The 23,041-nt window shown below is 36.8% G+C and carries 17 protein-coding genes; 3 read left to right on the forward strand and 14 right to left on the reverse strand.

What is annotated here, in order from left to right; genetic code table 11:
* The 4 genes from AC1W31_RS13870 to AC1W31_RS13885 all read right to left on the reverse strand — a co-directional run.
* Positions 1-341 (reverse strand): aldo/keto reductase (locus tag AC1W31_RS13870; RefSeq protein ID WP_481735061.1); only part of this gene is annotated, 341 nt, incomplete at its 3' end.
* A 139-nt stretch (positions 342-480) separates the two neighbouring features.
* Positions 481-867 (reverse strand): RidA family protein, encoded by a 387-nt coding sequence (locus AC1W31_RS13875; protein ID WP_481735063.1) that lies wholly within the window; start codon positions 865-867, stop codon positions 481-483.
* 109 nt (positions 868-976) lie between these two features.
* A complete protein-coding gene (locus tag AC1W31_RS13880) occupies positions 977-1,597 on the reverse strand; it encodes a transposase (protein ID WP_481735064.1) in 621 nt (206 codons plus the stop codon).
* A gap of 446 nt (positions 1,598-2,043) precedes the next feature.
* Positions 2,044-4,233 (reverse strand): S9 family peptidase, encoded by a 2,190-nt coding sequence (locus tag AC1W31_RS13885; RefSeq protein ID WP_481735065.1) that lies wholly within the window; start codon positions 4,231-4,233, stop codon positions 2,044-2,046.
* A 479-nt stretch (positions 4,234-4,712) separates the two neighbouring features.
* On the opposite strand from AC1W31_RS13885, the gene AC1W31_RS13890 reads away from it, so the two are divergent.
* Positions 4,713-4,952, forward strand: a complete 240-nt coding sequence (locus AC1W31_RS13890) for a hypothetical protein (RefSeq protein WP_481735066.1) — start codon at positions 4,713-4,715, stop codon at positions 4,950-4,952.
* 497 nt (positions 4,953-5,449) lie between these two features.
* Positions 5,450-8,290: a carbamoyl-phosphate synthase large subunit gene (gene carB / locus AC1W31_RS13895; RefSeq protein ID WP_481735067.1), complete on the forward strand. Its 2,841-nt coding sequence runs from the start codon at positions 5,450-5,452 to the stop codon at positions 8,288-8,290.
* A gap of 113 nt (positions 8,291-8,403) precedes the next feature.
* Here carB and eno read toward each other — a convergent pair whose 3' ends face one another.
* Positions 8,404-9,681: a phosphopyruvate hydratase gene (gene eno, locus AC1W31_RS13900; RefSeq protein WP_481735068.1), complete on the reverse strand. Its 1,278-nt coding sequence runs from the start codon at positions 9,679-9,681 to the stop codon at positions 8,404-8,406.
* A 255-nt stretch (positions 9,682-9,936) separates the two neighbouring features.
* On the opposite strand from eno, the gene AC1W31_RS13905 reads away from it, so the two are divergent.
* Positions 9,937-10,644 (forward strand): thioredoxin domain-containing protein, encoded by a 708-nt coding sequence (locus AC1W31_RS13905; RefSeq protein WP_481735069.1) that lies wholly within the window; start codon positions 9,937-9,939, stop codon positions 10,642-10,644.
* Between the two features lie 66 nt (positions 10,645-10,710).
* Here AC1W31_RS13905 and priA read toward each other — a convergent pair whose 3' ends face one another.
* The 9 genes from priA to AC1W31_RS13950 all read right to left on the reverse strand — a co-directional run bounded on the left by priA (position 10,711) and on the right by AC1W31_RS13950 (position 22,959).
* The gene (priA, locus tag AC1W31_RS13910; protein ID WP_481735070.1) at positions 10,711-13,203 is read right to left on the reverse strand and encodes a replication restart helicase PriA; all 2,493 of its coding nucleotides are present in this window, start codon (positions 13,201-13,203) and stop codon (positions 10,711-10,713) included.
* A 517-nt stretch (positions 13,204-13,720) separates the two neighbouring features.
* On the reverse strand, positions 13,721-15,184 hold the full coding sequence (locus AC1W31_RS13915; protein ID WP_481735071.1) for a UDP-N-acetylmuramoyl-L-alanyl-D-glutamate--2,6-diaminopimelate ligase: 1,464 nt from the start codon (positions 15,182-15,184) through the stop codon (positions 13,721-13,723).
* Between the two features lie 114 nt (positions 15,185-15,298).
* Positions 15,299-16,303, reverse strand: coding sequence for a hypothetical protein (locus tag AC1W31_RS13920; protein WP_481735072.1), 1,005 nt, complete (start codon positions 16,301-16,303; stop codon positions 15,299-15,301).
* A 39-nt stretch (positions 16,304-16,342) separates the two neighbouring features.
* Positions 16,343-18,454, reverse strand: coding sequence for a penicillin-binding protein (locus AC1W31_RS13925; protein ID WP_481735073.1), 2,112 nt, complete (start codon positions 18,452-18,454; stop codon positions 16,343-16,345).
* A gap of 79 nt (positions 18,455-18,533) precedes the next feature.
* Positions 18,534-18,911 (reverse strand): FtsL-like putative cell division protein, encoded by a 378-nt coding sequence (locus tag AC1W31_RS13930; RefSeq protein WP_481735074.1) that lies wholly within the window; start codon positions 18,909-18,911, stop codon positions 18,534-18,536.
* Between the two features lie 85 nt (positions 18,912-18,996).
* Positions 18,997-19,923: a 16S rRNA (cytosine(1402)-N(4))-methyltransferase RsmH gene (gene rsmH, locus AC1W31_RS13935; RefSeq protein ID WP_481735075.1), complete on the reverse strand. Its 927-nt coding sequence runs from the start codon at positions 19,921-19,923 to the stop codon at positions 18,997-18,999.
* A gap of 212 nt (positions 19,924-20,135) precedes the next feature.
* Complete coding sequence (locus tag AC1W31_RS13940) at positions 20,136-20,924, reverse strand: response regulator transcription factor (RefSeq protein ID WP_481735076.1); 789 nt, start codon at positions 20,922-20,924, stop codon at positions 20,136-20,138.
* A gap of 246 nt (positions 20,925-21,170) precedes the next feature.
* On the reverse strand, positions 21,171-21,815 hold the full coding sequence (locus AC1W31_RS13945; RefSeq protein ID WP_481735077.1) for a LysE family translocator: 645 nt from the start codon (positions 21,813-21,815) through the stop codon (positions 21,171-21,173).
* 112 nt (positions 21,816-21,927) lie between these two features.
* Positions 21,928-22,959 carry a hypothetical protein gene (locus tag AC1W31_RS13950; protein ID WP_481735078.1) on the reverse strand — a complete coding sequence of 344 codons (1,032 nt, stop codon included), beginning with the start codon at positions 22,957-22,959 and terminating at the stop codon, positions 21,928-21,930.
* Positions 22,960-23,041: the final 82 nt, after the last annotated feature.

The raw sequence follows: 23,041 nt of genomic DNA on the forward strand, positions 1-23,041 counted from the left end.
AAGCGTTTCAAACTATCCTCACACGATTTTTGGCAGTATTCGGGCTTGCCACTAAATCCTCTTTTGGTAGGGTCATTGGGGTCACGAACGATACCGAATTTTGTGGCTAAAACGACTTCATTTCGTCTATCTTTCAAAACTTTACTCAATAAAATTTCGTTGGTATGAGGGCCATAAACATCGGAAGTATCCCAGAAATTAACGCCAATTTCCAACGCACGGTGGAGAGTACGCAGTGATTCGGATTCATCAGCATCGCCATAAAATTCTGACATTCCCATGCACCCTAAGCCAATTTGTGAAGCAATTAATCCTTGTGAACCGAGCGGTGAGTTTTTCATTGGTTTATTGGTTTTTTGATTGACACTCATGGCATGACTTATATACGTTTATCAATTACTAATAAATTACGTGTTGAGTCATGCCATGAGTAATTTCAGATAAGACGATTCTGTAATAATTTTCGTTCCAAGAAATCACTCATTTAATGGCAATTGCCATCACTTTAATCCTGCCATCAAAAGGCAAAGCGGCGGCTTGATAAACCGTTCTGGCGGGTTTACGACCCGTTTCAAAAAGGGAATCGTAGAATTGATTTAAGACAGAAATATCCTTTAAATCAATAAAAGCCAAGTCGATAAATACGATATCTTCTTTCGAGAATTTGGCTTCTTTTAAAATGGCAAAAACGTTGTTAAAAGCCAACTGAGCTTGTTCCAGCGTAGTTCCGCCCACAAAAACACCATTTTTATCAACCGCTAATTGCCCGCTCACATGGCAATAATTTCCTGCCACTACGGCATTACTGATGGGTGCGGTTGGCGTAGGAATATTCTCGCCTGTGGTGATGTAGGTTTTTGGCGTCATTTTGGTTTGGGGTAAGATTCTAATATTCTCAATAAATCATCCTCTTTTGGTAATTCTACTTATCCTTCAACTTCCCGAATGTTTCTCGACTAAGACTAAGTAGTAATGGTTAATCAAAATCTAATTTCCCTCCTAATGGCGTTCCCTCATGAAATGCCTTAAAACTATCAACATTTCCAAACCAATTCAATACTTCATCTCTTTGTAAATTAGTCTGTTTGCGAGATAAAAAGGCGTGATATGATGAATAATACCAAGCTGATAAATCTTTAACAAAACCATGATGAACAGGATTTGCATGAATGTAATAGACTAATTGACTAAAATAGCTTTCCGTTTCCACAAGTTTACGTTTAAAATTAGGCATAAATAGACTTCCTTTTCTCCCATTTTGTCTATTGAACGCTTGAGAATATGAACTAAACAGGCTTGCAAATTCCCGACTTAAATAGTTTGGAATATCTTCTTCTAAAAGTATTTTTCTCAATTGTGTTTTATATTGATACGCATTTTGTAAATCAGGCTCAGATTTAATTCTAATAAGGAAATGGATATGATTCGGCATCAAACAATAGGCAAATGTATCAGCAATTGGACTAATAAAAGTAGCGTAACGTTGTAAAAAATAACGATAATTTTCAGAATTTAAGAATAAATTATCACTTCCATTGGCGTGGTTGTAAATGTGGTAATAATTTTCTTGTAATAGTGGTATTTCGTAATTTTTCATCTATAGTTCGAATGTTTGAAAATGTTTAATTCACTTCTTGGCAACTTCCCGTTCTTGAAAATTCGTTCTCCAAAACAACTTTACTTCAAGTCAGAACTTCCCGAAAGTAGAAATAACTTTCGGGAAGTGATGTCAGCGAATTATGCTTCTCGAAAGTTCCTTCTACTTTCGAGAAGTTCTGAGAATTTCCATTGCGGGTAAATAACTTTCGGGAAGTGATGTCAGCGAATTATGCTTCTCGAAAGTTCCTTCTACTTTCGAGAAGTTCTGAGAATTAAACTTCTCAAAAATTCTATCTGCGTTTTCAACTTCCCGAAAGTAAAAATAACTTTCGGGAAGTGATGTCAGCGAATTATACTTCTCGAAAGTTCCTTCTACTTTCGAGAAGTTCTACCGAGAGTTAAACTTCCCGAAAGTAAAAAGAACTTTCAAGAAGTAATAACCCCCTACAAATTCTTCTCCAAGAAATTCGTCATCATCGTAAACAAATGCAAACGAGTATTTCCCCCGTAGATACCATGATTTTTGTTTGGATAATAGAACGATTGGAATTGTTTATTGGCTTTGATGAGGGCATCTTCCAACGAGATTGAGTTTTGGAAATGTACGTTGTCATCGCCCGTACCATGTACTAATAAGAAATTGCCTTTTAGATTTTTGGCATAGGTTACAGGTGAGTTTTCATCATAACCAGAAGCGTTTTCTTGGGGAGTTCTCAAGAATCTTTCGGTGTAAATGGTGTCATAAAAACGCCAGTTGGTTACGGGTGCAACGGCGATGGCAGTTTTGAAATAATCGGCTCCTTGAAACAAACAATTGGACGACATATATCCACCATACGACCAGCCAAAAATCCCGATTCTGGTTTTATCCACGTAAGGCAATGAACCCCAATATTTTGCCGCTTCAATTTGGTCTTTTACTTCCAATTTACCCAAATTCAAATAAGTAACTTTCTTGAAATCGGCTCCTTTTCCGCCCGTTCCACGATTGTCCACGCAAGCCACGATGTATCCTTTTTGTGCCAAATGCTGAAACCACATTCCGTTAGAAGCATCAAAATTATTCAAAACTTGCTGACTTCCTGGGCCTCCGTACAAGAACATAAATACGGGATATTTTTTTGTTGCGTCAAAATCCCTTGGCTTAATCATCCAAGCGTTCAATTCGATGTTTTCGGAGGTTTTGATGGTCATAAATTCCTTTGGAGCGATGTTATAATCTTCCAATTTCTTGCGTAGAGCAGCATTGTCTTCCAAAACTTTCACCAATTCACCCGTTTGAGCTTTATGCAAACTAACCTTCAAAGGACTATCCGATGCGGTATTGCTGAGGATATAAAATTTAAAATCTTTGCTAAAATTGGCAGAATTCATACCTTTTTCCGAAGTCAATTGTTTCTTTAATTTACCTTCCAATGAAATACTAAAAAGCTGTCTTTCGATGTTCGACATCTCCATTGAGGTAAAATACAAAGTCTTCGTTTTTTCGTCAATACCATAGAAATCAGCTACTTCCCAATTCCCTGTCGTGATTTGGCGAATTAATTTTCCTGTTATATCATACAAATACAAGTGCTTGAAACCATCTTTTTCTGATGACATGACGAACGATTTATTGTCCGCTAAATAATATACATCGTCCGCAAAATTCTCAACGTCTACGTAGGTTTTGCTTTCTTCCGTCAAAATCACGCTCGTTTTGCCCGAATTTGCCTCCGCATGAAGGATTTCCATTTTGTTTTGCAAACGATTTAATCTATTCAAAGACAACACATTAGCATCATTTGTCCAACGAATTCTGGGAATATATTGGTCGGTTTCTTTGCCAATATCCACTTTTACGGTTTTGCTAACAGTCAAGTTGAAAATAGACACCGTTACGATTGAATTTGGCTCGCCCGCTTTGGGATATTTATATTTGTAATCCGTTGGATATAATTTGCCCCAAGTCTGCATATTATATTCTGGCACTTTGGTTTCATCGAAGGAAATAAAGGCAATTTTTTTGCTATCGGGCGACCATTGAAAGGCTTTTGCGAAAGAAAATTCTTCTTCATAAACCCAGTCGCAAGCACCGTTGATGATGTGATTCCATTTCCCATCCGTCGTAATTTGCTTCTCGGTCATCGTGGCTAAATCGACCGTATATAAATTATTCAAACGCACAAAAGCGACCTTCGAACCATCGGGCGAGAAAGTAGCAAACATTTGCTTCCCGCCTTTCGATAATTGCGATAACTTCTTAGTTTTGAGGTCATAAACAAAATTCTCTTCTCGTGAAGAACGGCGATAAATTGGCTCACTTTCCGCAGAAATTAAGATCTTTTGTTCGTCTGCCGAAAGTGCATAATCTTCGATAGCCACTTTTTTGCCGAGGTTTTCAACACTCGTGGCTGCATCAAAAAGCGTGGCAACGGCGGCTCCGTCTGTTACTTGGTGTTTGATAATTTTCTCGCCTTCCAAAGCAGAATAAAATGCCCCGTCTTTCATCCAGTTTATTTGCTGAACGCTTTGCGAACGGAATGTTCCTTTTGCCCAAATGTCTTCGAGCGTAATGTTTTTCTTTTGAGCTAGCAGCGTTGAGTCTTGAGCAATGAGGATGATTAGGAAGAATAATTTGATTGATTTTTTCATTGTTGTTGATTTTTGCAACCACATAGATAACTTAGGAAACATAGAAAAATAGACATTAGCTTTCTTTTATTTTTTTGTTTTCAAGTTGTTTATGAGGATTGCGTTTAATGGATTTGTTGATTTTTGTTATCTATGTTACCTACTGATAACGATGTGGTTGCAAGTTAAAAAAAATAGGCAATAAAACTGATTTATTGCCTATTGACGTTTTATTCTATTTTCTTTTTTCGATAAATAACCACGCCAAACTCAGCCCGTTTTCCGTATCTCGAAATAGCATCACAACCTTCTAAGGATTCCACAAATTCGAGTTTTTTGGGTTTGTACTGTTTTAATTTTTCAGCGTCAATTTCTTGATTATTAACAAAATAAAGCGGATGTGGGTCAGGAGTATTTTTCCGAGACGTTTCAATTCAGAAAATACTTTTGAAAAATTACTTGTTGATACCCAAGTATTTCGACTTGTTTCAATATAAATCGTGTCATTTTCTGCCGATGTAGTTTCCGTTCTAATTCTGACGAATTTATCCGAAACTGAAAGCGGTATTCTTTTAGTTTTTGCACTATTTACCACCCTAAAATTGGTAATGGCAAATGGTATCCATATCAATAGTTTTACGATTATTTACTTCTATTTCAGAATTACCGTTGATTACGTAAATAGCTCCATTTACTTTCGGACAACTTTTACGGTAATCGTTAAAATGTTCAATATTTGAAAACACAGTATCAACAATGGGTTTCCAATTACCTTTATCATCTCCAATTTTGCCAACAACGTGAGTATTGGCTACTGCCCAATTTAAGCAAAAAGTTGAACCTTTCTTAATGTATGAGATTAAGCCTGATTTTGCTTTTTGTCCACATAAATAAGATTTTAATGATAAAAACTGTTAATTGAGAACGATTACGCTTTTATATTTCAGAGAATCCAGCGAAGGAGCAATAGAGGACGAGTAATAGTAGAGTAGTTCTTTTCAGGATATTAATATTATTTTTAAGAGTGGGAAATAGTTTAAGCAAATTACTCAACAAACTCACCCCAGTCTGTTAGTGAATTGTTAGTTAAACATTTTTAACTTCTTCAAGAATAAATTTAAAAAATCAATGAAATAAAAAACAAGCCTTTCAGTTTCGGTGCTTTGTATTAACTTTGTGGAATTTTGGGGCGTAGGCAAGGTACGTCAAATGAATAATCTCCTAAAAAAATAAAAAAGTGCCAAAAAATCTTTCCATTAAGTCCGTTCTTATTATCGGTTCAGGTCCAATTATTATCGGTCAGGCTTGCGAGTTTGATTATGCAGGTTCACAGGCGGCTCGCTCATTGCGTGAAGAAGGCATCAAGGTTGCCTTGATAAATTCCAATCCTGCCACCATTATGACAGACCCGCTCAATGCCGATTATGTCTATTTGAAACCGCTCGATAAGAATTCTATTATCGAAATCTTAGAAAAACATCAAGCCGAAGGCATTCCAATTGATGCCGTTTTGCCAACTATGGGTGGTCAGACGGCCTTAAATTTAGCTATCGACTGTGATTCTGCGGGTGTTTGGCAAAAATACGGTGTGGAACTAATTGGCGTGGATATTAAGGCGATTGAAACCACCGAAGACCGTGAAAAATTCCGTCTGAAAATGATTGAAATTGGCGTTGGCGTTTGTAAAGGACGTACTGCTCGCTCATTTTTGGAAGGAAAAGAAATTGCCCAAGAAACGGGTTTCCCCTTAGTAATTCGTCCTTCTTTTACGCTTGGCGGAACGGGCGGAGGCTTCGTCAATGATGCAAAAGACTTTGATGCTGCCCTCAATAAAGGTTTGCACGCATCGCCAACGCACGAAGTATTAGTGGAACAATCTATTAAAGGTTGGAAAGAATATGAATTAGAATTATTGCGTGACAACTTAGGAAACGTAATTATTATCTGTTCAATTGAGAACTTTGACCCAATGGGAATTCACACAGGAGATTCTATCACGGTGGCTCCTGCTCAGACTTTGCCAGATACCATTTATCAGAAAATGCGTGATATGGCCATCAAAATGATGAATGCCATTGGTCAATTTGCGGGTGGATGTAACGTACAGTTTTCGTTAAATCCTGAAAATGATGATATTATTGCCATCGAAATCAATCCACGGGTTTCTCGCTCGTCGGCGTTAGCATCGAAAGCAACGGGTTATCCAATTGCAAAAATTGCCGCAAAAATGGCGATTGGTTATAACTTAGATGAATTAAACAATGCCATAACTGGCACAACTTCCGCCTATTTTGAGCCTGCCCTTGATTATGTTATCGTGAAAATTCCTCGTTGGAATTTCGATAAATTTAAAGGTGCCGACAAAACTTTGGGACTCCAAATGAAGTCAGTGGGTGAAACAATGGGTATCGGTCGCAACTTCCAAGAAGCGCTCCAAAAAGCCTGTCAATCACTTGAAATTAAACGGAATGGAATGGGTGCAGACGGCAAAGGTTTGCGTGACCAAGATGCTATTATGCACTCGTTGGCAAATCCTTCTTGGAATCGCCTTTTCCATATTTATGATGCCTTCAAAATTGGAATATCTTTCAAAACGATTCAACAAACTACCAAAATTGACAAATGGTTTTTATACCAAATTGAAGATTTAGTCCGAGTTGAAAACGAAATGGAGAAATTTAATCTCATCAACGTTCCAAAGGATTTATTAGAAGAAGCCAAGCATAAAGGTTTTGCCGATAGACAAATCGCTTATTCTTTAAATTGCTTAGAATCAGAGATTTACGACAAAAGAAATAACTTAGGTATCAAACGGGTATATAAATGTGTGGATACTTGTGCGGCAGAATTTGAAGCCTCAACGCCTTATTTCTACTCAACATTCTCGCAAGGTTCTGAAACCTTGGATAATGAGTCCATTTCTACGAATAAGAAGAAAGTGGTGGTTTTGGGTTCTGGCCCTAATAGAATTGGACAAGGAATTGAGTTTGATTATTCGTGTGTTCATGGAATTTTAGCGGCGAAAGAAGCGGGTTATGAAACGATTATGATTAACTCGAATCCCGAAACAGTTTCGACAGATTTTGACATTGCCGATAAATTATACTTTGAACCCGTTTTCTGGGAACACGTTTACGACATCATTCAACACGAAAAACCAGAAGGTGTTATCGTTCAATTGGGCGGACAAACAGCATTGAAATTAGCAGAAAAATTGTCTAAATACGGCATCAAAATTATCGGTACTTCTTTTGAAGCCCTTGATTTGGCGGAAGATAGAGGGGCTTTCTCGGCTTTATTACAAGAAAATGAGATTCCTTTTCCTAAGTTTGGTGTAGTTGAATCGGCAGACCATGCCGTTGAGGTGAGTCGTGAATTAGGTTTTCCATTGTTGGTGCGTCCTTCGTATGTATTGGGTGGGCAGTCGATGAAAATTGTCATCAACGAACAAGAATTGGAACAACACGTAGTTGATATTTTAAGAGATATTCCAGGAAATAAAATCTTGCTTGACCATTTCCTTGAAAATGCGATTGAAGCAGAAGCCGATGCAATATGTGATGGCGAAGATGTGTATATCATCGGAATCATGGAACACATCGAACCCGCAGGGATTCACTCAGGCGATTCACATTCTGTTTTGCCTCCGTTTGATTTATCCGAAAATGTTATCAAACAAATTGAAGCCCATACCAAAAAAATCGCTATCGCTCTGAAAACCAAAGGCTTACTAAATATCCAATTTGCCGTGAAGAACGAAATTGTTTATATCATCGAAGCCAATCCGAGAGCATCACGGACGGTTCCGTTTATTTGCAAAGCCTACCAAGAACCTTACGTGAATTACGCAACGAAGGTGATGTTGGGAGCGAAAGTAAAAGATTTCAACTTTCAACCTAAGAAAAAAGGTTATGCCATCAAAATACCCGTATTTTCATTCAATAAATTCCCGAATGTAAACATGGAATTAGGACCAGAAATGAAATCGACAGGAGAAGCAATTTATTTCATAGATTCACTGAAAGATGATTTTTTCAGAAAGGTTTATGGGGAACGAAATTTGTACCTTTCGAGATAAATTAAACAAAAAGAGACGTTGAATTTCAGCGTCTCTTTTTGTTTTGTTAAAATATTAAACCACAAAAAGCCCTTCCAGAAAATTCTGAAAGGGCTTTTTGCCAATATTTATGATTACATATTCAATCCTGGGAAATAAGCATTTGCTCCTAATTCCTCTTCGATACGAAGCAATTGATTATATTTCGCCATACGGTCTGAACGAGAAGCCGAACCAGTTTTGATCTGACCCGTGTTCAAAGCAACCGCTAAATCAGCAATTGTTGAATCTTCAGTCTCGCCAGAACGGTGCGACATAATGTTTTTGTATGAATTACGTTTCGCTAAATTGATGGTATCAATTGTTTCAGTTAAAGAACCGATTTGGTTTACTTTCACCAACACAGCATTCGCAATTCCTTGCTCGATTCCCATTTGTAAACGTTTCACGTTCGTTACAAACAAATCGTCACCTACTAATTGGATTTGTTTTCCTAACAAACGAGTTTGTTCTGCCCAACCAGCCCAATCGTCTTCAGCCATACCGTCTTCGATAGAAATAATTGGATATTTATCCGCCCAAGTCTTCCAATAAGCGGCCATTTCCATGTTATTCAATTGCTTACCATCCGATTTCTTGAAAGTATAAAGACCAGTTTTTTCGTCATAAAATTCAGAAGCAGCAGCATCCATTGCGATGAAAATATCTTCACCTGGCTTGAAACCTGCTTTTTCAATTGATTGCAAAACGATTTCGATAGCCTCTTCGTTAGATTTGATGTTTGGAGCAAAACCACCTTCATCCCCTACGTTAGTTGAATATCCTTTCGATTTCAACACACCTTTCAACGCATGAAAAACCTCAGTTCCCATGCGTAAAGCGTGCGAGAATGACTCAGCTTTCACGGGCATAACCATGAATTCTTGGAAGTCAATCGAGTTATCAGCGTGCGAACCACCGTTCAAAATGTTCATCATTGGCACTGGCAAAGTATTGGCATTAACACCACCAATATAACGATATAATGACAAACCAGACTCTTGAGCCGCTGCTTTAGCTACTGCCAAAGAAACGCCCAAAATAGCATTTGCTCCTAAATTTCCCTTGTTTGGCGTACCGTCCAAATCAATCATGATACGGTCAATCATACTTTGTTCAGAAACTTCCATACCCCAAAGTTCCTCAGCAATTTTTGTATTTACATTATCAACGGCTTTCAAAACACCCTTGCCACCATAAACACTTTTATCTTCGTCACGTAACTCAACGGCTTCGTGAATACCCGTTGAAGCACCCGAAGGCACAGCGGCACGTCCAAAAGCACCGTCTTCGGTATGAATATCTACTTCGATTGTTGGATTTCCACGAGAATCCAAAATTTGTCTTGCGTGTACGGACTTAATTGCACTCATTTTGCTTAGATTTTGTTTTTGATTTTATTCTATATTTAGCGAAAATATAAAATAAAATAATTTTAAAACGTTATTATTTTGTAATTTTCATTATTCAAAAATCAATATTTTATCAATAGTAAAATGTTGAAAGCCGAACATTGAGACTTGAAAATTGAACACTTCTCTTTTCAAACTTCAAAATTAATCCTTTTTTCAAAATTGTTTGTACTTTTCCAATAGTTTAAATCAGTAATAGCATTAATACTCAAAAAAATGAAAAATAATATTCGTTCAATTATATTTTTTACCATATTATATTTTGCAAATCAGGTAATTTGCCTCTCACAAGTTTTGTCAACCGACGATTTTGAGAAAAAATATGCTGAAACGCAAAACGCTCAACTCGTAGATGTACGCACCACGGGCGAATTCGGTGGTGGACATTTACCAAAAGCCCAAAACGTGGATTATAAAAGTCCAGATTTTGCAGAAAAAATTCAGACTTTGGATAAAACCAAACCCATTTTTGTTTATTGTCTATCGGGTGGAAGAAGTGCCGAGGCTGCCAACATCATGCGACAAAATGGTTTCAAAGAAATTTATGAAATGGGCGGTGGCTATTTGAAATGGACTACCAAAATGAAACCCGTAGAAGGCGTAAAACCAGCGGATTCAAAAAATGCGATGTCGAAAGAATATTTAGATAATTTATTGAAAGGCGGTAAAGTGGTCATGTTAGATTTCTACGCAACGTGGTGTGCTCCTTGTCTAAAAATGATGCCCACAGTTGATAAATTGAAGGCTGAATTGGGTGATAAAGTTGCCATAGAAAAAGTAGATTCAGACGCAAACAAGGCATTAGTAGCCGATTTTAAAGTAGATGAAATCCCAACATTTTTAATTTTCAAAGACGGTAAAATGGTCATGCGAGCCGTTGGTTTTCAAACTGATAAGGCTTTGAGGGAGATGTTGGAGAAGTAGGGTTTTTGTTGTAATTATACTGATGGCATGACTTTGAGTCATGCCATCAGTATTTATTCCAATCCTTTACCCACAATCCACATCCACTACCATAGAAACCCCTTTAAAATCCTTTGATAATCTGATATTCATTACTTCCTCGGCAATGAATTCTTTGGCGGCTTTTAGGTTTAAAGTCTTCTCTAATTTGACCATTATTTCAAACAAAAACTGATTTCTGATGCGTTCTACCAAGGGTTTTTCTGGCCCTAAAACTCTTTGCTTGCTCAGTTTTTCGGATAATTTATTGGCTAATTCAATGGCGGCTTTTTCGGCCATTGGTTCATCTATATGTTTGATAGTCAATTGAATAAGTCTGGTGAAGGGCGGATATTGAAAATCTTCTCGCTCTTTTATTTCGTCTTTGTATAAACCCACATAATCGTTTTCAATAATTTGCGTCAGGATTTTTTGGGAAGGATTATTGGTCTGAATTAATACTTTTCCTTGCGTACTTCTCCGCCCCGCCCGACCCGAAACTTGGGTTAATAATTGAAAAGCCCTTTCTGCCGCACGAAAGTCTGGAAAGTGAATCATACGGTCGGCATCGAAGACGCATACTAAGCTAACTTTCTCAAAATCAAGCCCTTTAGCTACCATTTGTGTACCCACGAGCATATCCACGCCCCCACTTTCCACTTCATTTATCAGCGTTTGAAAGGCATATTTTGTACGAGTTGTGTCCAAATCCATGCGGGCAATTTTAGCTGAGGGATACAAAATTTGTAATTCTTCTTCAATTTTTTCTGTACCATAACCTCTCGTCCGCAATTTGGCAGAACCGCAAGCCTGACAAGTTCGGGGCATGGGTTCGTGAAATCCGCAATAGTGACAACGCAATTCCTGACCGTTATAATGATAGGTCAAACTGACATCGCAATTATTGCAAGAAGCAATCGTATCACAGTCTTCGCACTGAATATAAGGCGAATATCCTCGGCGGTTTTGGAAGAAAATAGTTTGTTGTTTTTGCTCTAAATTGAGCCTTACTTTATCCAACATCAAATCCGAAAAATCGCCTTTTACCATCTTTTGTTTTCGAGCAATTTTAACATCAATCAGTTCAATATCAGGCAATTGCGTATTTCCAAAGCGTTCTTTCATTTCCACAAAACCGTAACGATTAGTTTGGGCATTATAAAAACTTTCGATGGAAGGCGTGGCTGAACCCAACAAAACTTTCGCCTTTTGTCGGTGGGCAATCACGACCGCTACATCTCGGGCGTGGTATCTTGGTGCGGGGTCAAATTGTTTGTAGGAAGTTTCATGTTCTTCATCCACAATGATTAGGCCCAAGTTATTAAAAGGCAAAAACACGGCAGAACGCACCCCAACCACAAATTGAAATTTACCAGAAACAACGCCTTTCCAAACTTCAACCCGTTCATTATCCGAAAATCGGGAGTGATAAATACCCATTTTATCCCCAAAAACTTTCCGTAATCTGATGACAATTTGGGTAGTCAAAGCAATTTCGGGCAGGAGATACAAAACTTGTGAACCACTTTCTAAAACCTGTTCAATCAGTTTGATATACACCTCCGTTTTGCCACTTCCCGTAATTCCGTGCAGTAAGGTAGTTTGCTTGTCTTGAAAACTGTTCATAATTTCAGAAAAAGCCTTTTCTTGCGATGTTGAAAGAATTGGAACGGGTGCTTCCACAAAATCTAAATCTTCCTCAAATCGACTTACGATAATTTCAAATTGCTCTAAAATTCCGTTTTTGATTAAGGTTTTCAAAGCACTATCCGAAACATCTTCTTTGACTAAAGCTTTCTTTTCCAAGCCTTTACGATTCAATTCGGGAGTTCGCAACACGGGAACGTGACGAAGATAATTTAAGAGAATATCTAATTGTTTTGGTTTTTTCTCTAATTCACCTAAAAGGGCTTTCAGATAATTTTCTTCTTCGTAAAAAGCATTTAACCTTACTTTTTTCAGAATCTTAGGCGAATATTTTTCACGAACTTCTTCAAAAACAATAATCGCTTTTTTCTGAATTAAAGACTTAATGATATGGTAAACATTTTTTACTTCGGCAAAACGGGCGAGTTCATCATAATTCAAAGATTGGTGTTTTTTCAGCTCTTCGATTATCAAAACTTCACGGTCGGTTAGTAATTCGGGATAAGAAAATTCGGGGTTATATTGAACTTTTGAAAGACTCGAAATTTTGAGCCCAGACGGTAAAGCAACGTTCAACACTTCACCGACCGTACACATATAATATTCTGATATCCAATGGAATAAGTCAATTTGTTGGGGTGTAACCAAGGGCGAATCGTCCAATAATTCAAGGACATATTTTGCCTGATATTTGGCGGGTGGCGTATTATGAAGTTTAGCTACGACAGCCGTTACGACCTTCGTTTTGCCAAATTGCACAATGACTCTCGCCCCCACACAAATGCTCGTAGCGTGTTCACGAGGCACACGATAGGTATATAAATTCGGAATGGCAACGGGAATAATCACGTCGGCAAAAACCGTGATTTCTTCTTGGAATTCTACTGATTGCATCGTGCAATTTACGCAATAACAGGCATTTTTGAAGTAAAATTTAACGAAATGTAAGTAGCTTAATCCTTTTCTTTGTTCTAATAAATTAAATAAAATGATTATAAAATAATAACGTATAACCATTTTTATTTCAAATTTTGTTTCGTAGAATGGCTGATTTGGGTTGATAGATTTAGCAACTTATCCCAGAAAACTCATAAATTTTCTCCATTTTTATATATTAAAATGATTTGTCGAACCAATATTCAGCTATTTTTATACCAAATAGGCTCAAACATCTCCTTCCGAACCTATTTTATCAAATTATTAAATCTCTGCACTTTTATTAAACGGTATTGATTCCTATTTTTTTTAGTACAACCTTTGTGCTATAAATAAATCAACGCACATTATCTCTTCATCATGAATTTTCTTAAAAGTTTATCAGCATATATTCAACAAATTACCAATAATACCCCTTTCCCAACCCAGAAACGAGCAATCGTTCGTGGACCTTTGGCTTACCTCTCTTTAATACTTAGTTAGCTTCAAAAGCCTCCGCCAGGGCCTCTTTGTCATCAAAATGATATTTTATTCCTTTGATTTCTTGATAGTTCTCGTGCCCTTTCCCAGCTACTAAAATAATGTCACCATCCTGTGCTAATTCTCTGACTGCCAAAAAAATAGCTTCTTTTCGGTCTTCAATAATTTGTGTCTTTTTGAAATCAATGGGTGGAATACCTTTACGCATTTGTTCCAAAATTTCAGTTGGATCTTCATTTCTTGGATTATCAGAAGTTAGGATTACTTTGTTGGATAATTCACAAGCAATTTTTGCCATAATGGGGCGTTTGGTCGTATCACGATTTCCTCCACAACCCACAACGGTAATAACTTGCTGATTGCCGTCTTTTATCTGATTAATAGTTTTTAAAACATTTTCCAAAGCATCGGGCGTATGGGCATAATCTACAATTCCTACCTTTTGGTCTTTCATTGAAACTATTTGCTCAAAACGTCCTGGAGCAGTTTTCAAGCCTGACATTTCTACTAAAACTTCGTTAGAATCCTCGCCCAAAAGCATTGCTGCTCCGTAAATTGCCATCAAATTATAGGCATTAAATGTTCCAATCAATTGAAAGTGAATATCGTGGTTATTTATTTCCATTTGTAAACCGTAAATACTGTCCGACACGATGCGTCCTTTCACGGTAGCAAGCGTTTCTAAAGAATACGTTTTAATGCTTGCTTTGGTATTTTGCACCATAACTCCTCCCCTTCTATCATCAAGGTTAATTAAAGCAAAAGCAGTTTTTGGAAGTGCATCAAAAAATCCCTTTTTAGCTTTGATGTAATTATCAAACGTACCGTGAAAATCGAGATGATCGTGGGTAATATTCGAGAAAATTGCGCCTGTGAAACTCACACCCGTAATGCGGTGTTGCACCACAGCGTGCGAACTCACTTCCATAAATGCGTGAGTACAACCCGCTTTAGCCATTTTTGCTAATAATTGATTGAGATTAACCGCATCAGGAGTGGTATGCGTTGAAGGAATAATATCTTCATCAATTTGGTTTTGCACGGTGGAAATAAGCCCACAACGATAGCCCAAATTTCTGAATAAACGGAACAATAACATCACTGTAGTCGTCTTACCATTGGTGCCTGTGATACCGACTAATTTGAGTTTTTTAGAAGGATTATCGTAAAATTCAGAAGCCAAATACCCTAAGGTTTCGGAAGCATCTTGAACTTGCAGAAACGTTACATTTTCAGGCTGGTTTTCAGGTAAATCTTCACAAAGTATAGATTTTGCACCCATCTCGATTGCCTTCTGAATAAAGGTATGTCCATCCACTTGTGTTCCTTTCAAAGCCACAAACAAGGAATCTTCGGATACTTTTCGAGAATCGATAGTAATTTCAGAAACCATCACATCTGGATTGCCGATGAGGGTTTTATTTTTAATATTTACGGTAAGTTGGGATAGTGTTTTCATAATAGATAAATCAATTAAAGTATACAAATAGAACACGGATTAAACACGGTTTTTATTAATGATATCCGTGTCTAATCCGTTTAATCCGTGTGCCTAATTTTTTGGATATTGAGTTCAATAAATCTGTTTCGCTTTCAAATCTGTAATCAATTTTGAATCAATCAAAAAAGTATGTTTTTCGCCTGTTCCTGCTTTGATGTAAAAATTCACTTTCAAAGGCGTATCAAATGAGCCTTTCTGAATTTTAATGCTCATGGGTCTATCTACGCCACTTTTTTCAGATTGCTTTTCAATGTTTTCAATGTCTTGTCTGGTAAATTCTTTTTTACCAACGATAGCACTATTTGGTAATGTCAATTCAGCAATTAATTTTTCATCATTCTGTAATTTTCTACTTAATGAATAAAAAATCCCCATTTCTGAAATGTCTTTTTTGTTTTTAGAATCAGATAATTCGTTATCTGCATCATCAAAACCGTTGGAATAAAATCCTACGTTTGTAACCGTTACGTGAATTTTATTATCCAAAATATTCAATATATTATCCGTTTCTTTTAGTTCGCCCTGCAATTCATTTACTTCCGCTTTTTTGATGGCAACGTTACTTTCTAACTCTTGAATTGTTGTTTTTTGGTAGGAAATGATGCTATCTTTTTCTTGCAAAATCTTCTGAAAGTTAGCAATTCTAACTTCGTATTCACCAATCGTTTTGGTCATTTGAGCTTGTATTCGGGTTTTATCAACCGATAGTTGGGCAATTTGCTTTCGCAAAAGTGCCATCATCGTTTCACGCTCACGATCATTACTGTTATTTCGTTCCTCAGAAATAGTTTCTAATTTGGCTTGTAGGGCATCTATTTTCTTTTGCTTTTCCTGAATATTGGTTCGATTATCTTTAATATCATCTCTCAAGCGGACAAGGTCAGTATTGATTGCCTTGATTTCTTCGGCATTCATTTGAATTTGACTTACCGTCAAATCAGTTTTTTTATTTTGACCAAATTGTGTATAAAATAAATAAATTACACCAAGCAACAATGCACCCAATAACCCATTTCGCAAGAAAGATTGCTTGGGATTATTCGAGTTTTTTTCAGATGGATTTTGAATAATTGACATTTTAATGAAGGGTTATTTTTAAAATACTTAACAAGAACTTTAGTTTAATAATAATCCAATATTTCTATTTCTGATGGTTGTTGCACCTGGTTGCACGGATTGGCTAATAACCTTGCCAGCTCCTTTAAATGAGACCTTAAACCCTTTGTTTTCAAGCACATACAAAGCGTTTTTCAGCGTCATCCCTCGGGTATCTGGCACCGTACTTTTGGGATTTTGGCGAGTTTGATATTCCAAAACGCCACCATCGCCCCGCACAACCGACCAGCCCTCATTGGTAGGCACTTTTTCTACTTTAAATTCTCCACAAATCGCCTTGATATCTGAGGTATGAACGACTTGCTTGGTGGTAGCAAACTGCCTTGCATCTGGATTTTTAGTGTTCAGCAATTTGTGCATTCTGATATCGCAAGCGTAAATTTTATCGGCTATTTCCTTAAAAACGGGTGCCGAGGCTTCTGCGGCAAAAAGGGCTTCCTGTTTCACGCCACGAGGATTATCAATCATCACGACAATACTATATTTGGGCGCATCGGCAGGAAAATATCCGATAAAAGAGGTATAATACATTCCCTCCCGATATTTACCATTGATAAACTTCCGAGACGTGCCTGTTTTACCCGCAATTTTATATAAATCATTCTTTATGTTCATCGCAGTTCCTCTTTCTACTACGCCTTCTAACATTTTTCTCACCTTTATCAAGGTTTCTTTGCTACATAAAGGTTCTTCGTATTTCACTTGAGAAACCTTATAATCATCTTCAATTTTATCAACAATTTGGGTTTGCTTCACAATAATTGGCTGTATCCATTTTCCATTATTTGCAATGGCATTATAAAATGCTAACATTTGCAAAGGTGTTAAAGACGTTCCATAACCAATTGCATTCCAAGGCATTGCTGTTATATCTCCCAATCTTGGCGTATTGATTACTGGCCGAGCATCGGGACGTAATTGAAAATTTAAGGGTTCATCCAAATGAAATTCGTGCATTTTTTTGTAATATTCTCTTTCTTTTCCACCAAAGTATTTTTGCATTAATTTTGCCATACCCACATTTGACGAAGTTTCAAAGACTTGTTGCGCCGTAATGGTTCCGTGGGCTTTGGTATCTCTCAAGGTTTTGTTGCCAATCGTTAGCGTTCCATCTCCCGTATGAACCCAATCTTCGTTAGTGAGCCCAGAATTTATTTCCATCATGGCCACCATCGAAGGCAATTTAAAGACCGAACCAGGGTCTGAAAGTCCTAACACAGCATGGTTGTAAGTTTCCGCATACGCCAAGGTATCCCGTAAACGAGTAAGATTTGTCATGGCTTTAATTTCGCCCGTCTCCACTTCCATTACCACCACACAGCCTTTGTCGGCATTCAATTGTTTTAAATATTTCATCAAAGACGTTTCCGCCACATCCTGAATATTTACATCAATCGTCGTGTGAATATCTACGCCTGGAATTGGAATAGATTCCTCACCACCATCAATCGGTCGCCAACTTCCGCCCACAATTTTTTCAAAAATACCTTTCCCATTGGTTCCCGCCAACTGCGAGTCAAAACTATTTTCAATTCCAACTTTTTCTTTCTCTTTTTTGTAGCCAATGGTTCTAAAACCCATCTTTCCGAATGGATTATAACGCTCATTGGTTTTTTCAAAAACGACCCCACCTTTAAATTTTCCATTTCTGAAAATGGGCCAAGTTTCCATGGCTTTTCGCTGTTGAAAATCAATCTTTCTTTCGTTTAATCGAATATAACTTACTTTATCTCGGCGAGCTAAATCAATCATTGAATAATAATCTTTCCAGTCTCTATCACCATAAAAATTTGCTAAAAGGTGACACAATGAATCAATACCATCATCATAAATTTTGGTATTTCCTTTGTTAATCATTGACACGAGTGGGTCAAATCCTAATTTATACTTGGGCAAAGAAGTGGCTAATAAACTACCATCGGCAGCATAAATATTGCCCCTAACAGCATCCACAACCCTTTCCTTCACGTACACACGTTTGGCTTTATCACGCCATTTTACGCCCTCAATCGTTTGTAATTTCACAATACGCCAAACAATTCCCCCCGCAAAAAGGAGGATGAACAAAAACATAAGGCGAACCCTAAATATGATGTCTCTTTTGATGTTCATTTTTTATTAGCTTTGAGCCATGAGCTTTGAGAAATGAGCAGATTTTTTTTACTAAAAGCTCATGGCTCACATCTCAAAGCTATTCTTTCACAATTATCTTAGTAGGTGGTGTTTTGTTTTCTTGCAAGCCCATTGGTTCAACTCTTTTGATGATTTCTGATTGCTTTCCAGCCTTCATAAAATCGGCTTTTCGAGTAGTAAAATCGGCTCGCTGTTCTTCTACTTCTGCCTTCATTTTATCAATTCGATGAATAAGACTTTCCGCATTGAGTGATGAAATAATATAAATGACAATCAGTCCCGAAATCCAGATAACGTATCTCAATTGAGAAGCCGGAAATTTGCCTCCCAATATTTTATCCATGTTAAAAACACGGTCGAAAAAAGCAAAAATCCCCTTACTTGGTCGGTAAGTTGCGGAGCTTCTATTTTTATTTTTTGATACGTTTTTTGCCATGATTTGATTTGAGATTTGGGATTTGGGATTTGGGATTTTGTTAGATTCAAAATTAAATCCAAAATCTCAAATCGAAAATCCCAAATCAGACAATTGTAGCAACTCTCAATTTTGCACTTCGGCTTCTGTTATTACTTGATAATTCATCGAGAGATGCTTCAATGGGTTTTCGGGTGATGCCTTCCAAGGGTTTAGTAACCGTTCCGAAAACAATATCTCTATCCATTTCTCCTTTGAAATTACCCGCTTTGATATAATTTTTAACTAATCTATCTTCTAAAGAATGAAAGGTCATAATTACCAATCTGCTTTCAGTATCTTTCAGTAATTCAGGTACTTGCTCCAAAAATTCTTGAATAACTTCTAATTCTTGATTGACCTCAATTCTGATGGCTTGGAAAACCTGAGCGTAATATTTAAACTCCTTGAATTTAGGCGCAAATTTGTCCAAAACTGCCTTAAACTCGCCCGTTGTTTTGATGGGTGAATTCATCCTTGCACTGACGATTCCACTGGCGAGGGTTTTGGCATTTTTCACTTCGCCATACATTCCTAAAATTTTATGAAGTTGTGCTTCTGGATATTCATTAATAACATTGAGTGCAGAAACCTCCGATTTTTGATTCATTCGCATATCCAAATCTCCCTCAAAACGAGTTGAAAATCCACGACTTGGTTCATCAATTTGATGCGATGAAATGCCGAAATCGGCCAAGATTCCATCCACTTTTTTTACGCCGTACAACCGAAGATATTTTTTAATATTTCTAAAATTGGCTTCGATAAAAGTGAAGCGTTTATCGTCAGCAAAAGCGAGTGAATTTTGTTTGGCATCAGGGTCTTGGTCGAAGGCGATAAGTTTGCCGTTTTCGCCCAAACGTTCGAGGATTGCTTTGGAATGCCCTCCGCCCCCGAAAGTAACGTCCACATATACGCCATCAGGGCGAATATTTAGACCTTCAAGGCATTCTTGAAGCATAACGGGAAGATGATACAACTTTTCAGTGGTCATTTGGAGGGATTTTTATGAGTAAGGATATTAGGAAAATACACAAAATAACGTACTATTTCATCCATGTTCCATTACAAATTTATGGATAAAATCCTAAAAATGTGATAGGTTATCAAAAATTGTAACAAGCATTGATTTAAAACAAAGAAAGCCAAGTTTAATCCACAAAGAATTAACTGGGCTTTTTGATAAGTATAAAAAGGCAATCAGGTTTAAATCATTCCCAGAGAAAGTGCAATTTGTAGCAATGCTGTTACGTCTTTCATACCTGTACGAGCAAGCATATTTTTGCGGTGGGTGTGTATCGTAGAAAGACTCAAACATAATTTATCCGCAATTTCAGGAGAATCTAAACCTTGTTGAATAAGTTTTAGAATATCTTTTTCTCGGTCTGACACAATATCTCCATCAACTGCTTTTCCAACGGATGAATGGTAATATTTTACTTTTTGACAATCATCTCCATAAGCATAACGCCCCCACCAAAAATCATCTTTCATCAGATGGCTAATATCTTGAATCGAATTAATAATATTGATTGGATTTCTGTCGGTATCTTCCTCTAAATGTCCAGTTTGTATAAAAGTTCGTTTGGTTTGACCAAAACGTGTTTTGAATTGCGCTCCTACGAAAGCTATTTTTTGGTTTATTTTATCTTCGTAAGCCACCGATTTCAAACATTTTATGTACCAATTACCCGCAATTATGGGGAAAAGAGCGTGATTAAAAGACAGCATATTAACATATTGAAGGACGCCTAAGATTGAGTTGTCTTCGATACGATATCCCCAAATATCGTTTACATTTTTACTCAGATATAATTTCCGATAATCTTTAAGTCCGATAACCGCAATGACGGTATTGGAATTTTGAGAAAGCAAATCCAGTAAATTTTCATCGAATAATTTTGTATCAAATTGCTCTGGATGCGTTTTTGTCATTTCTGTCCAAGTATTTTTGGCGTGAGTAATGATATTTTCATAATTTTGATGTGTGTTCATTTATTAAAATTAGGGAGTGGTTTAAATATACCTACGTTAGGTATTGTACGGTAACCGTATATTTATAGATATTTGTACCATAAATTATCAAGTTAAATATCTAACCGCAAAGTGACTTATAATTTATACCATGTTCATACAGAACAACATTTTTTTTGAGACCGCCACCTCAAATTAGGCAATAAAATCCTTTTGATTTCAGAAATTAAAAGGATTTATTGTTTTCCAACACAAATTTATACAGTATTACCTCAATTTTATGACTTGAAAAAGCCCCATAATCACAAAAGTCCAACCAATAATTTGTTCAAAATGTTTTTGATTTAAATATTTAAAAACCCTTTCTCGCTGCTTAAATGCCACGTAAGCATACACATAGTTAAGCGCAAATGCTCCTAAACTCGTACCGAATATAAAGAAAATTTTGTCGGATAACTCAATAATTTTTAAAAAATCATAATTTTGATAATTTATCAAGATTACTATCCAATAAGGCAATAATTGAGGATTGAAAAGAGAGAGAAAAAAGCCCCGAGTGGATGCTCCCCGAGTGGACACTCCTTTTGAAGTAGTTTGACTATATTCTTTTGCGTTTTCTAATATTTGTTTAGGTTGTCGAGAAGCAATAATTTGTTGAATACCCAAACCCCATAAAATAGGAACTACCGCCCATTGCATACCTTGAAAAGCAAAGGGGTATTGCTTGAAAATCATTACTCCTTCTACTGCCAAATATCCGTAAATCATTTCAGGAATTACCCCGCCAAAAGCCAATAATAGTGCTGGAAAAAGTCCTTTCTGTAAGGTAGTTTGAATAACGGAAAGATTCAAAGGTCCAGGATGAATTGAACCTACGAAACTGATGAAAAAAGTGATTACGAAAATGAGCATTTTGATTACATTTAAAACTTCATCACCACTTGATTTGGCAATTTTTTCTCTACAAATAAATAAATTTTTCGTAACTTATTTATTTGAAATTTTCCATAATTTAACAGTCACTCTACGAAACAAAATGTTGTTTTACCACTTTCCATAATATTTCGAAGGGTAAGGGCATAATTCCTTTTCGTTGTTGTTGGATGGAAATATCGGCAATAATTTTCCAATGATGAGCCAAATCTCGATAAGCCGCCCAAAGTGTATTTTTAGGATCATAAATGTGTCCAGGTTCAGAACTTACCCCGTTCAATTCCATAATTCTAATATTTTTGCCTTCGTATAAATCCTCAATTGATTTCACTTTCAAATCAAAACGTCCGTAATGAAAACCGTCAATCGTTAGAGCAATTTTATCAAAAACTTCATCTAAGTTACTGTTTAACAAAAAGTTATTATCCAAAAATTTTGTTCCCCGACAGTGGTTTCCGATGGGTTCAAGAATTCTTTTTTCACCCAATTTGATGACTTCCTTCATCCCCATATCGCCCAAACGATTACGCATGGAATCTATCTGAAATCTGGCACGGGTGCTTTGCTGCATCAATTGCTCAACATTGGATTTTCCATCCCCAAAAACCGACAAAAATTCCTTGCGAGTTACCGAAGAAACTTTTCCATTTAGTGAATCTGGATAGCGATAATACAAAACGCCTAATTCGATGTCATAAGTAATGAACTCTTGAATAATAAAATCGTCTTGAACCTTGCCTAAATATGTTACCAAATCATAATTACTGTATAGTTTTTCAACTTGATTACCTCTTTCGCCTACGTCTGGTTTACAAATAATTGGATAGACTAAATCCTCCTGAATAAGCCTATCAACGATGCTTTTTAAGTCTGTTTGTTTTTCAATAAAAATGGTTTTAGGTAAATATTCTCTCGGAATTTGACGGAGAATTTCCATCTTGGATTCTCCAAAAAAACCACCATAATCTATGCACGGGTCGGCATTGGTAAAGAAAGTCAGCGAACGAGTGCGTATCGCTTGAAAAAGCCAATATGGAAGCAATGGAATGTAAAACATCCACCAAGTCCAGTATTCAAAATGGGTTAATTTGATGAGCCAAAGGGGTGATTTCAGTTTATTCATACAGCAAATTTACGGAGAAAAGGGGATTTGCAGATGTCGGAGGGAAGACAGAATAGTTTAAATTTTCACTGAACAATTATCA

Source organism: Arcicella sp., from assembly GCF_964672035.1.